Origin of the sequence: Geomonas paludis (assembly GCF_014193585.1) — a bacterium.
Taxonomy (GTDB): Bacteria; Desulfobacterota; Desulfuromonadia; order Geobacterales; family Geobacteraceae; genus Geomonas; species Geomonas paludis.
Genome location: NZ_BLXY01000003.1, coordinates 213,602 through 227,777, shown reverse-complemented (window position 1 = coordinate 227,777; position 14,176 = coordinate 213,602). Strand labels below are relative to the sequence as shown.

The window sequence follows — 14,176 nt, the reverse complement described above, 5'->3', positions numbered from 1 at the left end:
TGCCTTGCGTATACCCTGCTTGCCAACGGCACAGCCTTCGGTAACATAGTACGTGGATGACAAAGACATGATGTTCACGACTGCGTGCTATTTGATTACAAGGAGGAACACCTGATGCTGACCCAAAAGCTGTGCGCCGCTCTCAACAAACAACTGAACAAGGAACTTTACTCTGCCTATCTTTACCTCTCCATGTCTTCCTATGCCGCTTCCATCGGACTCAAAGGGAGCGCCAACTGGTTCATGGTCCAGTACCAGGAAGAGATGGTTCATGCCATGAAGTTTTACAACTACATCAACAGCCGCGGCGAGCACGTGAAGCTGCAGGCGATCGACGCGCCCCCGGCCGAGTTCAAGAACCTTTTGGACATGTTCGAGCAGACCCTGAAGCACGAGCTCACCATCACAGCCTCCATCAACGAGCTCACCGACCTCGCCCTGTCGGAGAAGGACCATGCCACCAACATCTTCCTGCAGTGGTTCGTGACCGAGCAGATCGAGGAGGAGGAGAACGACAGGGATATCATCGGCAAGCTGAAGCTGATCGGGGACAACGGGCAGGGGCTCTTGATGCTGGATAATGAGCTGGCGACCAGGGTGTTCGTGCCGCCGCCGGCTACGGCGGCTTAAGGGAATCTCCTTTTCTCAAAGGCAAATCCCCCCTGTCCCCCCTTCGCAAAGGGGGGAACCTTAGGGCTCGTGCAGTTGAAGGGAGAATCCCTCGCCCTGTGGGAGAGGGTGCCCGGAGGGCGGGTGAGGGGGATGCCACGAAGGGATGACGACGCAGATGGCGACGCCCTCACCCCCGCCCCTCTCCCGGAGGGAGAGGGGAGACTGACATACATATAAAAAGGGGCCCCGTAACCACGGGGCCCTTTTTTAGTCGGATCAGAGGAGTCTGCCACTAGTCTTTCTGGATCTTGGCGGTCTTCCTCAACTGCTCGACCAGGTCGGTCACTTCCTGCTGCACTTTCTGCCGCTTCAGGAAGTCGGCGATCTTGTCTTTGACGTTCTCGAACTTCTCGGCGCCGGCTTCCTGCTTGTCGGTCACCTTGATGATGTGATAACCGAACTCGGACTCCACGACTCCGCTTACTTCGCCTACCTTGAGGGCAAAAGCGGCTTTCTCGAAGGCGGGAACCATCTCGCCACGACCGAAGGCACCGAGGTCGCCTCCCTGGCTGGCGGAGGGACAGGATGACTCGGCCTTGGCGACGGCGGCGAAATCTTCACCCGCCTTGACCCGCTTAAGCAGCGCCTCTGCTTTGTCCTTGGCCCGCTTGCGCTCCTCCGGGGTCGCCTTCTCGTCGACGCTCACCAGGATGTGGCTGGCACGAACCCCTTCGGGCTGCATGAAATACTGGTTCTTGTTGTCTTCGTAGAACTTCTTGGCCTCGGCATCGGTGGCGGCCGCCTTGGCGGTGAACTTCTGCTCGATGAAGTTGTTGATGACGATGTCCTTGCGGGTGAAGTCCTGCATGTCCTGCATGGTCATGTCAACGCTCCTCAGCGCTTCGATGAATTCCTGGTCGGTCTTGAACTTGGCCCGGTTCTGGGCGACTTTGTCGGTGACCTGCTTGTCCAGGTCGGGTACTTCGAGCTTGACCGCCTCCTGGTACAGCAGTTCCACGGAGGTCAGCTGGTCCAGTACCGCGGCTTCAGCCTCTTTCTGGGCATCGGGCGCCAAGGGCTGCTTCACCTGGCTTTGCGCCAGCATAACCTTGAGGGCGCGATCCATGTCGAGCTTGGTGATGACGGAGTTGTTGACGTGGAGTACCGCGATGTTGGCCGGGTGCTGCGACTGCTGGGATTGCTCCCTCTGCTGCTGCTCCTTGGCCAGCTCGGTGGCTTCCTTGAGCGGGTCCTTGCCCTGGTCCTTGGCAGGCGCCTTGGCCGCTTCCTTCACCGGCTCTTTGGCCGCTTCCTGGACCGGCGCCTTGGCCGGTTCCTTGGCCGATTCCTTGGTGGGCTCCTTGGCCGCCTCTTTGACGGGCTCCTGCGCAGCGGTCTTCGCTGCCGGTTTCGCAGCGGGTGCGGTCGCCTTGGCCGCGGTCTTGGCCTTTGCCTTGGCGGCGGGCTTGGCTCCTTTCTTGGCGTGCTTCTTGGCCGCTTTCCTGGCAGGCTTGGGCGCTGCCTTCGCTGCCGGTTCGGCCGCGGCGCTCACCGCTGCTTCTTCGGCAAGGGCGGCTGCGGGAAGTGTCAAGGCCATCAGGAGGGCGGCAGCGGCAGGCACAGAGGATTTCTTGAAGGAAAACATGCACATCTCCTTTGGGAATTTTTTATCAACGGATAGTAGCACCTAACGGTTGTCAATTCAAATCAGAAAACAGAATGGCAGGAAAAGCGTCATTATTTACTGTTGGGGGTTTTAATGCGCTGCGGAATGTGATAAGAATGACTGCACATTTTTCTCCGGTTACAACTTCCAGAACCAAAAGGAGCATACGACATGTCGAAGAAAAGCGAACAGGCCGCTCTGCTGGCCTTCCTGGCCGGAGCCGCGGTAGCTGCGGGTGCCGCTCTCCTCTTTACCCCGAAAACCGGTCGCGAGGTCCGCGAGAAGCTGGGCGAAGCGAAAGACGAGGCGCTGGACAAGCTGAAAGGGTGCGTGCAAAACGCCAAGATGCGTTCCAGGAAGAACGGCACCGATCAGATGAACTACGACGGCGGCGACTGCTGGATATAACGTAGCAAGGCCGGGTCCCTGATGGGCCCGGCCTTTGTTTTTAAAGCCCCAGCTCCCGCTGGGCCGCTTCCAGGTATTCCCTTATCGACTGGGCGCTCTCCATGGCGAGCACCCGGTCGCCGATCTCTCGCGCCTTTTGCAGGCTGACGCGCCGCACCGCCTCCTTCACCCTGGGGATGTTGGGCGCCGACAGGCTGAAACAGCGCAGCCCAAGCCCCATGAGCAGTACCGCGTTGATCGGCTCACCCGCCATCTCGCCGCACAGCGAGGCCGGTTTTCCCGCGCCCGCGGCGGCATCCGCCACCTTCTTTATCGAATGCAGCACCGCCGGATGGTACGGGTCGTACCACTTCTTCACCCTGGGGTTGTTCCGGTCGCAGGCGAGCGTGTACTGGATCAGGTCGTTGGTGCCGATGCTGACGTAATCGACCTCCTTGACCAGCATGTCGATCACCAGGATCGCCGCCGGCAGCTCCACCATCACGCCGAAACCTATCTCCGGGTCGAAGCTTCTACCCTCCCGGGTCAGTTCGTCCTTTACCTGTGACAGGATCGCCTTGATGCGGCGCACCTCGTCCACCCCCGAGATCATCGGGAACATGAGGTGGCACTTCCCGGACGCCGACGCGATCAGTATCGCGGCCAGCTGCTCCCTGAGGATGTCCTCCCGGTCCAGCGACAGGCGCATGGAGCGCCACCCCAGAAACGGGTTGTCTTCCTTGGGGTGCGGGAAGTAGGAGAGTCCCTTGTCCCCGCCGATGTCCAGGGTCCTGATATGCACCGGCAGATCCGGGAAGCCCTCCAGCACCTTGCGGTACACCGAGGCCTGCACCTGGCGCGTGGGGAGCGAGGAGCGCGTCATGAAGGGGAATTCGGTGCGGTACAGGCCCACCCCTTCGGCCCCGTGCAGGTGGGCCACCTTGATGTCGCTCAAAAGGCCGATGTTGGCCAGAAGCGACACGGTGCAGCCGTCCGGGGTGCAGGCGGGGAGGTCGCGGATCTCCTCCAGGGCGCGCTGCTTCTGGTCGAACTCGCCCTGCAGCCGCACGTACTCCTGCTTCACGGAGTGGTCCGGGTTGACGTAGACGCAGCCGGAGTTGCCGTCGACCACCACCTCGCTGCGCACGCCGACCTGCTGCAGGAGCCCCTCCACGCCGAAGACCGCGGGGATGCCGAGGGCCCGCGCCATGATGGCGGAGTGGGCGTTCTGGTTCCCTTTCTCGGTGGCGATGCCGATCACCTTGCCGTGGTCCATGATGGCGAGGTCGGAGGGGAGCAGCTCGCGCGCCACGATGATGCGCTCCTCGCGCAGCCGCTCGCGGTGGCTGCTGTGGCCGTTCAGGGCGTCGCAGATCCGGCGGCCGATGTCCTCCATGTCGGCGGAGCGCTCGCGCAGGTAGGGATCCTCCATCCGGGCGAAGGCGGAGACGTAGGCCTCGACCACCTGGTTCACCGCGCGGTGCGCGCCGAGTCCGTCCTCGATGAGGGCGGTGATCTTGGCGATGAAGCCGCGGTCCTCGAGGATCATCAGGTGGCTGTGGAAGATGGCCGCGTCCGCCTCGGAGAGGATCTCGCCCATCCGCTTTTCCATGTAGATGGTGTGGATGCGCGCCTTTTCCAGGGCCTGCTGGAACATGTTCAGTTCTTCGGCGCGCGGGCGGACCCGTTCCAGGACCGCTTCTTCGGTGGGTCCACGGTGGTGCAGGATGGAGACCTTGCCCAGGGCGAAGCCGGGGGAGATACCGATCCCGGTCAGGGCGGCGGAAGAGGGGGACTTGCGCGCCGGCCGCCCCCCTTCCTTCAGGACGCCGCTCTTCTTGAGGCGGTCCACCTCGGCGGCGAAGAAGGCGCGTTCCTCCTCCTTCTTGCGTACCGAGTCGAGCAGTTTGGCGTTGGAGACGATGCTGGATATCTGCCAGGCGATGGTGGAGACGGCGCTGATCTCCTGGGGGGTGAAGGTGCGCGCCTCGCGGTTCTGGATGACCAGGACCCCCATCGGGGTGTCGCGCTCGAAGAAGGGGACGCCGAGGAAGGAGAGTACCTTCTCCTCCTTGGTCTTTCTGAAGTACTTGTAGCGGGGGTGGCGGGGGGCGTTGTCGGTGGCGACCACGCCGCGCTGCTCCACGACCAGGCCGGTCAGGCCCTCGGAAATCTTCATGGTGATGCCGACCGAGAGCCTGGAAAGGCCGCGGGTGGCGTGCAGGCGCAGTGTCTCGCCGTCCTCCTCCAACAGGTAGATGGAGCAGACGTCGGAGGACATCCTCTTAGCGACCAGGTTAACGATGTTGTCCAGAGTCTCCTGCAGATCGTGGGACTGGAGAATCAGCGCGCTGATATCCTCCAGTGTCCTCAGTCCCAGTTGCTCACCAGCCTCCTCTGGCATTGCCTTCCCCTTTGCGTGTGATGGTCGCAGTATAGATGAGTAAAATGATATGTGAAAGCTTTTAATGCAATTTCATCGCTCTTGAGTTGGCAAAGGGGGGGGATCTCTGTTATAGTGTGCGCCAATGAAATCCGATTGGAGTCGTGGAGGTGGCAATGGCAACAACTTTTGAGGAAAAGCTGGCAAGCGGCATAGCGCAGATGGAGTCCGGCGATTACGCCCAGGCCATCGAGGCTTTCAAGGGTTGCATCGCGCTGGAGCCCCAGAACGCCGAAGGGTACTTCTACCTCGGCGAGGCACACTCCGAGGCGGGTCACGTCGATGACGCCGTCGCGGCGCTGAAGAAGGGGCTGGAGCTGGCCCCGCAGGACCTGGACGGCCTGACCGCGCTGGGCGACGTGTACTTCGAGTCGGGCAAGCACAAGGACGCGCTGGCCTGCTACCGCAAGGTGACCGAGCTGCAGCCCAAGGATTGCGACGGCTACGTCAGCATGGGGCTGGTCTACAACGCCATGGAGCGCGCCGACGACGCGCTGAAGGCCTTCCAGAAGGCGCTCGAGCTCGATCCCTCCAACGTCTTCGCCCTGAACGCCATGGGGGACCTCTACTACGGCCTGGGCGACAACGAGAAGGCCATCGCCGCCTACCACCGCGGCATCGAGATCGACCCCACCGACGCCACCGCCCGCTTCAACCTGGGCGAGCTCTACTACGACATGGACGACCTGGAGGCGGCCGAGCGCGAGACGCTGGAGGCGATCCGCCTCGACCCGGACTTCACCATGAGCTACCTGACCCTGGGCAACATCTGCATCGACCAGGACCGCACCGCCGAGGCCATCAAGCACTTCGAGAACTACCTGAAAAGGGAGCACTCGCCGCAGGCCAGGGAGATGATCGCGGAGGTGAAGGCGGTGATCGAGGGGCTTAAGGAGGAGATGAAGTAAACGGCAGGGGCTGGGGGCTAGGCTGGGGACTGGCTCCGCCAGGTGCCTGTCCCCTTTGGGCTGGCTGAGCTGACAGAAGTGTTCCACTAAAGGGACAGGCACCTTGCGGAGCCTGTCCCTTTCTGCTATTTCTTGGCTGGCTGAGCTGACTGAAGCGTTCCGCCAAAGGGACAGGCACCTTACGGAGCCTGTCCCTTCTGCTTACTTCTTGATCTTCTTGAGCATGGCCTCGATGACGTGGTGGGCGTCGTTGACGGCGGTGTAGATCAGGTTGGGATGACGCTCTTCCTGGATCGCTCCCTGGTTGATGCGCATGTAGGAGGGGGAGATGGCCCCGCCGATCACGTAGACCCCCTTCCTGGTGGACTCGAAATCGGCAGTGAGCAGCAGTAACCGGTCGCCTTCCTTGGCAACCTGGCAGACACCTTCGGCGCAGGCGATGGTCTGCACGCCGATCTTGTCGTAGATGGAGGTGGGCCCCTGGCTGCCGATGCAGGCGATGACGTTCTTCATCGGGAAACTCATGGCGTGGTAGCGCTCGATGCCCCCCTCCATCTTGTCCTCGCTGACGCGGATCACCAGCCGGTCCACTCCTTCGTCATCGACTTCGCCGATCCTCGGTGTGGCGCCTGGCAGGAGCCTTATGTTGCCGCCCAACAGGATCTCCTCGCCCAAACGCTGCGCGGTTTCCTTGTTCACGTCGAAGGTCTCGGCCACGTGCGCCCAGTACACCGGCTCCTTGTCGTTGGCGTTACGCTTCTCCTTCAGGATGGAGATGATGACGTCGGCGGCGGAATTGCCCCCGCCGATCACCAGGGTGCGCACCCCGATGTACTTCTTGGGGTCGTCGAGCCCCTTGGCGACCATCTTGGCATCGCCGTACACGGAGAGCTCCTTGGGGATGGAGCTGCCGAAGGCGAGCAGCACCTTTTTGGCCTGGAAGGTGCCCCGGGAGGTATGCACCTTCAGGTAATCGCGCCCGTCCTCGATGTTCTCGAACTGGGTGTCGGTCAGTACGTTGAGCCCCTCGTGCTGGACGAAGTGCTGCACGTACTGGATGTACTTCTCCACGGTGACCGGTTTGTCGGGGGGACGCAGCTCTTCTACCAGGAACGGTTCCGGGTTCTCCTTGGGCTTGGAAGGATAAACGTTCTTCCCTTCGGGGTAGGTGTTGGCGATGCCCTGGAAGATCGACTTGCCCGATTCGATCAGGACGTGGCTCAGGCCGTTCTTGTGACACAAGTAGGCGGCGGCCACACCACCGGGGCCTCCGCCGACGATAAGTACATCGTATTTTTGATCCATGGTGCTCCTCGCGGGTCTTTCACTGGGTGTTCTATAACGGTACAACTATACACGTTTGGACGGGTGCTTCCTAGCAATAATGAGAAGCGGGCTTGGCAAAGAGTCGGCATCGGGTAGTATAGGGAGGCAGTCCGAAAAAAACAACGCTGGCGAAGGAGGAGGGGCTATGGCCGAAAGAGACAACAAGGTGATGGTTGGGGCGCTGCTGCTCCTGGCCGGAGGGATCATCGGGGCGGGGGTGGCGCTCATGTACGCGCCGCAAAGCGGCGAGAAGACCCGCAAGGAGTTGGGGCGCTACGCGAAGAAGGCGCGCCGCAAAGGCGAAGAGGCCCTGGAGGCGGTAGAGGACTTCACCGAGCAGGTGGGGGAGATGGCCGAGGCGGTGGGCGAGCGCGCTTCCGAGATCCTGGACCGCGGCAAGGACATGGCCTACGGCGCCAAGAAGGGGCTCCTGAAGGCACTCGAGGACGGCGAGGCCAGGCTGATGAAGGAGAGGTCGAGGCTGGCCAAATTAATAGGGTAGGGGCAAGCGCCCTCACCCGGCCTTCGGCCACCCTCTCCCAAAGGGCGAGGGTACTCTGAACGAAAGAAAGGCCCCGCATCTGACGACGCGGGGCCTTTTTGTTGCCTCTACTCTATCTTAATCTTTGTCTCAATCTGCCTTAAATCCCCTTGCCGGTGAGCTTCACCAGCGCTTCCATGTACTTCTCGCCGGTCTTCTTCACGATCTCCTCGGGGAGCGCCGGGGCGGGGGCGGTCTTGCCCCAGTCCAGGGTCTCCAGGTAATCCCTCAGGAACTGCTTGTCGAAGGAGGGCTGCGGACCGCCCGGCTTGTAGCTCTCCTTGGGCCAGAAGCGGCTGGAGTCCGGGGTCATGCACTCGTCGATGATGATCAGCTCGCCTTCGTAAATGCCGTACTCGAACTTGGTGTCGGCGATGATGATCCCTTTCTGGTCGGCCAGGTCGCGCGCCTTCTCGTAGATCTTGAGCGTGACGTCGCGCACCTTCTCGGAGATCTCCTTGCCGCAGATCTCGCACATCTGCTCGAAGGAGATGTTCTCGTCGTGGGTGCCGAGCTCGGCCTTGGTGGAGGGGGTGAAGATTGGCTGCGGCAGGCGGTCGCTCTCCTTGAGCCCCTCGGGGAGCTTGATGCCGCAGATGGCGCCGGTCTGCTGGTAGTCCTTCCAGCCGGAGCCGGAGATGTAACCGCGCACGATGCACTCGGCGGCCAGCGGCTGGGCCTTCTTCACCCACATGGAGCGGCCGGCCAGGACGTCGGCGTAGGGCTGGCACTCGGCGGGGAAATCGGCCACATCGGTGGAGATGATGTGGTTCTTGATGATGTCTTCCATTTGGCGAAACCAGTAGGCGGAGATCTGGGTCAGGACGTATCCCTTGTGGGGAATTCCCTCGTTCATGATGACGTCGAACGCGGAGATCCTGTCGGTGGTGACGATGAGCAGCGTCTCCCCGAGGTCGTAGATGTCGCGCACCTTCCCGCGTGCGGCAAGTTTGAGGCCGGGGAAGTCAGTGTTGAGTACCGGTGTTGTCATTGGTGCATTCTCCTTTTATTCGCGCTGAGCGTGAAAAGTGAAAGGTGAAGAGTGCACCCGCACCCTCCACCTCGCACTGTAAGTCTGTGTTACTTCCTGTCTAGTCCTGGAGCACCAGCGGGTTGATGTCGATCTTGGCCTTGCCGCGCAGATCCTTGACCCACTTGTCCAGGGCCTCCTGCTGCTTCTTGGGCAGAAGTGCAGCCTTGATGGAGCCGGAATCCTTGGCGAGGCCGGTGAGCGGCGCCTCGGTGCGGGACTTGAGCGCCACGGCGTACCAGCGCTCGCCCACCTTGAAGGGCTGCTTGGCGGCCTGGTTGGGAGCGTTCAGGGTGAAGGCCGCTTCCATGATCTCCGGGGAGGCGCCGATGGTGGGCACCTGGCCGGTGGGAGCGTAGCCGAAGCTGCCGGTCTCCTTGGCGGCAACGCCGCCCTTGGCGAACTGCGCCAGCGCCTCTTCGGCCTTCTTCTTGGCCAGGTCGGCGGCCTTGACCTCGACGGCCTTGGCTTCGACGGCGCCCTTGATCTGGGCCAGCGGCGGAACGGCGGCCGGCTTCCTGTCCAGTACCTTGACCAGGTAGATCCCCTTGGCGGTCTCCACCGGGCCGCCCAGCTCACCCTGCTTCAGGGCGAAAGCGCGGGCGACCACCTCGTTCTCGCCGGCCAGCGCCGCAGCGGGCGCCTTGGCGGTGAACAGCGCGGTCTTTTCCACCTTGCCGCCCAGGGAGGCAGCGGCGCCGTCGAGGTCGCCGTTGGCCTTGAACTTGTTGACCGCGGCGGCGGCCTGCTCGTAGGCTTCCTTGGCTGCCTTCTGCTTCTGGGCGTCGGCGGTGGCCTTGTCCTTCACCTCGGCGAAGGGAAGGATGCCCCCTTTGCCCTGGTAGCGGTCGATGTTCTTCTGGTAGTAGGTCTGCACCTCTTCCGGGGTGACGCTCACCTTGGCGGCCAGCTGGGCCGGGTTGACCAGGGTGTAGGCGACGGAGACCTGCTCCGGGGTCTTGAACTCGTTCTGGTGGTCCTGCAGGTAGGTGGTGAGCTCCTGGTCGGTCAGCTTGATGCTCCCCTTGACGTCGGCGGGGGAGAAGGAGACGTAGGCCAGGTTCACCTTGTCGTTCTGCTTCTTGTAGGCTTCCTTAACCTCGGCGTCGGTGACCGTGGCGGATTCCTTGATCTTGTTGCGGGTCTTCTGCAGCAGCAACTCCTGCTCCTGGGACTCCTCGAAGTCCTTGGGGGTGATGCGGTTGGCCTTCAGGGTCTGCTGGTACACTCCGAAGTCGAAGGCGCCGTTTTTCTGGAAGGAGGGGATCTTGGCGATCTCGGCGGCAACCTCGTCCTTCTTGACCTTGACGCCCATCTTGTCCGCCTGGTCCAGGATGAGGACGTTGTCGATCAGGGTGTCGATGGTGAGTTTCTTGATCCCCATCTGCTTTTCCAGCTCCGGGGTAAGGGTGCGGCCGTAGATCTGCTCGTAGAGGCCGCGGGTGCGGTAGTAGCTCTTCTGGAATTCGTCCAGGGAAATCTTGGTGCCGTTTACCGTTGCCGCATAGCTCTTGCCACCCTGCCCGTCACTGCCGCCCTTGCCCCAGACCAGGAAGATGGTCCCTATGAAAGAAAGAACGATGATGATGAATACAACCTTGATGACAATGGATTGCTTGTACTTCCTCATTACGCCTAGCATTCCGGTTCGGCTCCTTTGTGCTCATAAGAATTGAGTCTATTTCATAATCAAGAGTGGCGAATGATAATATACTTTAATCGCAAAAGCAACGGTAGAATGATGCAGTATACCCGGCTTGCCGCGTGCGGCGTGTGCCATGGTGCGGGTTTTCTTTCTTGCAAGGGTCTGTCCCATTTGCTATATTTCCACCTTTGAGCCGGGCAGGGGCCCGGTTATCGCGTAAATTCAAAGGAGTTCATGCATGCTCAAGATTTTCGATGCCCTTTTCGGCATGTTTTCTAACGACCTCGCCATCGACCTCGGCACCGCCAATACCCTCGTCTACCTCAAGGGCAAGGGCATCGTGGTGCGCGAGCCTTCCGTGGTGGCGGTCCAGAAGATGCCAAGCGGCCAGCAGAAGGTGCTCGCCGTAGGGATGGAGGCAAAGAAGATGCTCGGTCGCACCCCCGGCACCATCACGGCCATCCGGCCCATGAAGGACGGGGTCATCGCCGACTTCGACATCACCGAAGAGATGCTGCGCTACTTCATTCACAAGGTCCATAACAGGAAGACCCTGGTCCGTCCCAGGATCGTCATCTGCGTCCCCTCCGGGATCACCCAGGTGGAAAAGCGCGCCGTCAAGGAGAGCGCCGAGTCCGCCGGCGCCCGCGAGGTATACCTGATCGAGGAGCCGATGGCGGCCGCGATCGGCGCGGGACTTCCCATCACCGAGGCCTCGGGCAACATGATCGTCGATATCGGCGGCGGCACCACCGAGGTGGCCGTGATCTCCCTGGCCGGCATCGTCTACACCAAGAGCGTCCGGGTGGGCGGCGACAAGATGGACGAGGCGATCGTCCAGTACATCAAGCGCAAGTACAACCTGCTCATCGGCGACCGCATGGCCGAGCTGATCAAGATCGAGATCGGCGAGGCGTACCCGGGCACCCAGCTGCTGCACATGGAGGTCAAGGGGCGCGACCTGGTCTCCGGGATCCCCAAGACCACCGAAATCGATTCCAACGAGATCCGCGAGGCGCTCTCCGAGCCGGTTACCGCCATCGTGGACGCGGTGCGCAACTGCCTGGAGCGTACCCCGCCCGAACTGGCGGCCGACCTGGTGGACAAGGGGATCGTGCTGGCCGGCGGCGGCGCGCTGCTGAGAAACCTCGACGTGCTCCTGCGCGAGGAGACCGGTCTCCCCGTGGTGACCGCGGAAGACCCGCTCTCCTGCGTCGTGCTCGGTTCCGGCAAGGTGCTCGACGAGCTCGCGCTGTTGCGCAACGTAGCGGTCAGCTCCTAGTTTCCCGTTCTCCCATTTGCCGTTTCTGCCCGAGGGATGCTCATGACCGACGCTATCATAGACGTCATCATACCCGTATGGAACCGGCCCGACGAGACTCGAAACTGCCTGGTCAACCTGATCAACCACACCCCGAACGCCCGGCTCATCATCGTTGATTGCGGCTCCGAGCGCGACACCGAGAGGATGTTGCAGGAGTTCGCGGACGGGCTGGACGAGCGCGCGCTGCTGATGCGCGACGACAGCAACATCGGGTTCGTGCGTGCCGTCAACCGCGGCTTCGAGAGCTCAAAGGCCCCTTTCCTGGCCCTGGTGCGCAACACCAGCATAGTTAGCGCCCGCTGGCTCGACCCGCTGCTGCAGTTTGCCGAACAGCATGCCGAGGCGGGCATACTGCTCCCCTGCCTCGATCCGGGCGACCCCTGCGAGGGGCCCTGCGAGGTGGAGAGCGGCTCCTTCGCCGCCATGGTGATCCGCCGCGAACTCTACCGCGAGATCGGGGGGCTGGACGAGTACCTGGACGGCGGCGCCTGGTGCCTCAAGGACTTCACCCGGCGCGCCTGCGCCAAGGGGTACCTCACCTTCCAGGTGCCGGGGCCCGTGGTGAGCCACCAGGAGGAAGTGCCGCTGGGGTCTGAGCTCCGGCGCCGGGAGACACTGCAGCGCAGCATCACCGCGTTCCGCGAGCGCTGGGGCGAGGGGGGAAGTTTCCTGTTGCACGTGCCCAAGGGGGTCGAAGTGGAACTGCTGCGCCAGAAGCTCGACCTGCTGGTGCAGGGGGCGCGCCACGGCGACAGCTACACCGTCCTGGTCCCCCACGCGCTGAGCCAGGCGGCCCGGCAGTCGGGGCTTTGCTGCCTGCACGAAAACGTGAAGCTGGTGCCGCTGCCGCGGTTCGGCTTCGACGGCATGAAGCGCCGCCTCTACGAGAAGCTGATCGGCGAGCGCCCCGGCACCATGCCGGTGACCGCGGTGGACGGGATGCCGTTCCCCTGGAGCGAGCGTTACCTCTCGTTCTCCGACCTCACCGAGCGCATCAGGGGGCGGGTTCACTAGCATCGCCGCGGGGAGCCGCGGCGGCGGAGGGTTGATGAAAGAAGAGATCAAGGCCCAGCTCCAGGCCCACGCCCAAGTCATTGCGGCGCTCGAAAGGGACCTCTGTCCGTCCCTGGAGAGCGCCGTTTCGCTTTTGGCCCGGGCGCTTCGCGACGGCAGGAAGCTCCTCGTCTTCGGCAACGGCGGCTCGGCCGCCGACGCGCAGCATTTCGCCGCCGAGATCGTTGGACGCTTCAAGCTGGAGCGGCGCGCGCTGCCGGCCATCGCCCTCACCACCGACACCTCGATCCTCACCGCGGTGGGCAACGACTACGGCTTCGAGCGCATCTTCTCGCGCCAGGTCGAGGCGCATGCCGACCCGGGGGACGTGCTGGTGGGGATCTCGACCAGCGGCAACTCCCCCAACGTGCAGCTGGCCCTGGAGACGGGCAAGAGCCTGGGGTGCCGCACCATCGCCCTTTTGGGCAAGGACGGCGGGAGCATCAGGGATGTTGCCGAGCTCCCGCTGGTGGTCCCCAGTAACGACACCCCCAGGATCCAGGAGGGGCACATCACCATGATCCACATCCTGTGCGACCTGGTGGAGCGGGAACTCTTTTCATGACGGCGCGGCGGGATTAGGCAGCGGGAAAGGCCAGGGGCACCATGGAGCAGCGGCGGGCGGTTTTTCTCGACCGGGACGGGACCATCAACGAAGAGGTGCAGTACCTGAGCAGGGTGGAAGAGTTCCGCCTCATCCCCGGGGTCCCCTACGCCCTGCAGCGGCTCAAGGACGCCGGTTTTCTCCTGATCGTGGTGACCAACCAGTCCGGCATCGGGCGCGGCCTGTACGACGAGGCGGCGCTGGCGGCGATCCACGACCGCATGCACGAGGAACTGGGCGACTTCGGCATCACCATCGACGCCTGTTACTTCTGTCCGCACCACCCCGAGCACGGCGTGGGCGGCTACCGGGTGCAGTGCAACTGCCGCAAACCCTCCCCGGGAATGCTGGAGCAGGCCGCCCGCGATTTCGACATCGACCTGGCCCGTTCCTACATGATCGGCGACAAGCTGGCCGACATCGAAGCGGGACTGAACGCCGGCTGCCGCGCGCTCATGGTCCTGACCGGCTACGGCGCGACCGACTCGGCGCGGCTCCCCAAGGGGGTGCGCGCCTACGAGGACCTCCAGGCGGCGGTCGAGGCGATCCTGGTCACCGAAGGGAAGGGGAAGCGCAAGAAACGCTGAACCGGCAGCGCAGCAGTGACGACCGCCTCCTTTTAGCGGCCGCTACCGGA

13 protein-coding genes are annotated in these 14,176 nt (G+C 62.7%); 8 read left to right on the top strand and 5 right to left on the bottom strand.

The features are described 5' to 3' along the window. The first annotated feature begins 114 nt into the window (after positions 1-114). Entirely contained in the window at positions 115-630 is a 516-nt protein-coding gene (locus H7687_RS10925) for a ferritin (RefSeq protein ID WP_183347194.1), read from the top strand. A 274-nt stretch (positions 631-904) separates the two neighbouring features. Here H7687_RS10925 and H7687_RS10920 read toward each other — a convergent pair whose 3' ends face one another. Then, positions 905-2,257 (bottom strand): peptidylprolyl isomerase, encoded by a 1,353-nt coding sequence (locus H7687_RS10920; RefSeq protein ID WP_183347192.1) that lies wholly within the window; start codon positions 2,255-2,257, stop codon positions 905-907. 192 nt (positions 2,258-2,449) lie between these two features. Between H7687_RS10920 and H7687_RS10915 the strand changes: the two genes are divergently transcribed. Further along, entirely contained in the window at positions 2,450-2,686 is a 237-nt protein-coding gene (locus H7687_RS10915) for a YtxH domain-containing protein (protein WP_183347190.1), read from the top strand. A gap of 40 nt (positions 2,687-2,726) precedes the next feature. On the opposite strand, the gene ptsP is transcribed toward H7687_RS10915, so the two are convergent. Next, entirely contained in the window at positions 2,727-5,069 is a 2,343-nt protein-coding gene (gene ptsP / locus H7687_RS10910; RefSeq protein ID WP_183347188.1) for a phosphoenolpyruvate--protein phosphotransferase, read from the bottom strand. Between the two features lie 155 nt (positions 5,070-5,224). On the opposite strand from ptsP, the gene H7687_RS10905 reads away from it, so the two are divergent. Beyond that, positions 5,225-6,016 (top strand): tetratricopeptide repeat protein, encoded by a 792-nt coding sequence (locus H7687_RS10905; protein WP_183347186.1) that lies wholly within the window; start codon positions 5,225-5,227, stop codon positions 6,014-6,016. A gap of 201 nt (positions 6,017-6,217) precedes the next feature. Here H7687_RS10905 and H7687_RS10900 read toward each other — a convergent pair whose 3' ends face one another. Further along, on the bottom strand, positions 6,218-7,321 hold the full coding sequence (locus H7687_RS10900; protein WP_183347184.1) for an NAD(P)-binding domain-containing protein: 1,104 nt from the start codon (positions 7,319-7,321) through the stop codon (positions 6,218-6,220). Between the two features lie 166 nt (positions 7,322-7,487). Here H7687_RS10900 and H7687_RS10895 point away from each other — a divergent pair, with 166 nt between their 5' ends. After that, positions 7,488-7,844 (top strand): YtxH domain-containing protein, encoded by a 357-nt coding sequence (locus H7687_RS10895; RefSeq protein WP_183347182.1) that lies wholly within the window; start codon positions 7,488-7,490, stop codon positions 7,842-7,844. 139 nt (positions 7,845-7,983) lie between these two features. Here the strand turns inward: H7687_RS10895 and H7687_RS10890 are convergent, their stop codons facing one another. Then, positions 7,984-8,874 carry a phosphoribosylaminoimidazolesuccinocarboxamide synthase gene (locus tag H7687_RS10890; RefSeq protein ID WP_183347180.1) on the bottom strand — a complete coding sequence of 297 codons (891 nt, stop codon included), beginning with the start codon at positions 8,872-8,874 and terminating at the stop codon, positions 7,984-7,986. A gap of 100 nt (positions 8,875-8,974) precedes the next feature. Continuing rightward, positions 8,975-10,555 (bottom strand): peptidylprolyl isomerase, encoded by a 1,581-nt coding sequence (locus H7687_RS10885; protein ID WP_183347178.1) that lies wholly within the window; start codon positions 10,553-10,555, stop codon positions 8,975-8,977. Positions 10,556-10,796: 241 nt separating this feature from the next. On the opposite strand from H7687_RS10885, the gene H7687_RS10880 reads away from it, so the two are divergent. From H7687_RS10880 to gmhB, 4 genes are read left to right on the top strand one after another with little or no spacing between them, the layout of a single operon-like run. Continuing rightward, the gene (locus H7687_RS10880; protein WP_129128273.1) at positions 10,797-11,840 is read left to right on the top strand and encodes a rod shape-determining protein; all 1,044 of its coding nucleotides are present in this window, start codon (positions 10,797-10,799) and stop codon (positions 11,838-11,840) included. Between the two features lie 42 nt (positions 11,841-11,882). Beyond that, on the top strand, positions 11,883-12,896 hold the full coding sequence (locus tag H7687_RS10875) for a glycosyltransferase family 2 protein (RefSeq protein WP_183347176.1): 1,014 nt from the start codon (positions 11,883-11,885) through the stop codon (positions 12,894-12,896). Between the two features lie 34 nt (positions 12,897-12,930). After that, positions 12,931-13,500, top strand: a complete 570-nt coding sequence (gene gmhA / locus H7687_RS10870) for a D-sedoheptulose 7-phosphate isomerase (RefSeq protein WP_183347173.1) — start codon at positions 12,931-12,933, stop codon at positions 13,498-13,500. A gap of 41 nt (positions 13,501-13,541) precedes the next feature. Further along, the gene (gene gmhB / locus H7687_RS10865) at positions 13,542-14,126 is read left to right on the top strand and encodes a D-glycero-beta-D-manno-heptose 1,7-bisphosphate 7-phosphatase (RefSeq protein ID WP_183347171.1); all 585 of its coding nucleotides are present in this window, start codon (positions 13,542-13,544) and stop codon (positions 14,124-14,126) included. Positions 14,127-14,176: the final 50 nt, after the last annotated feature.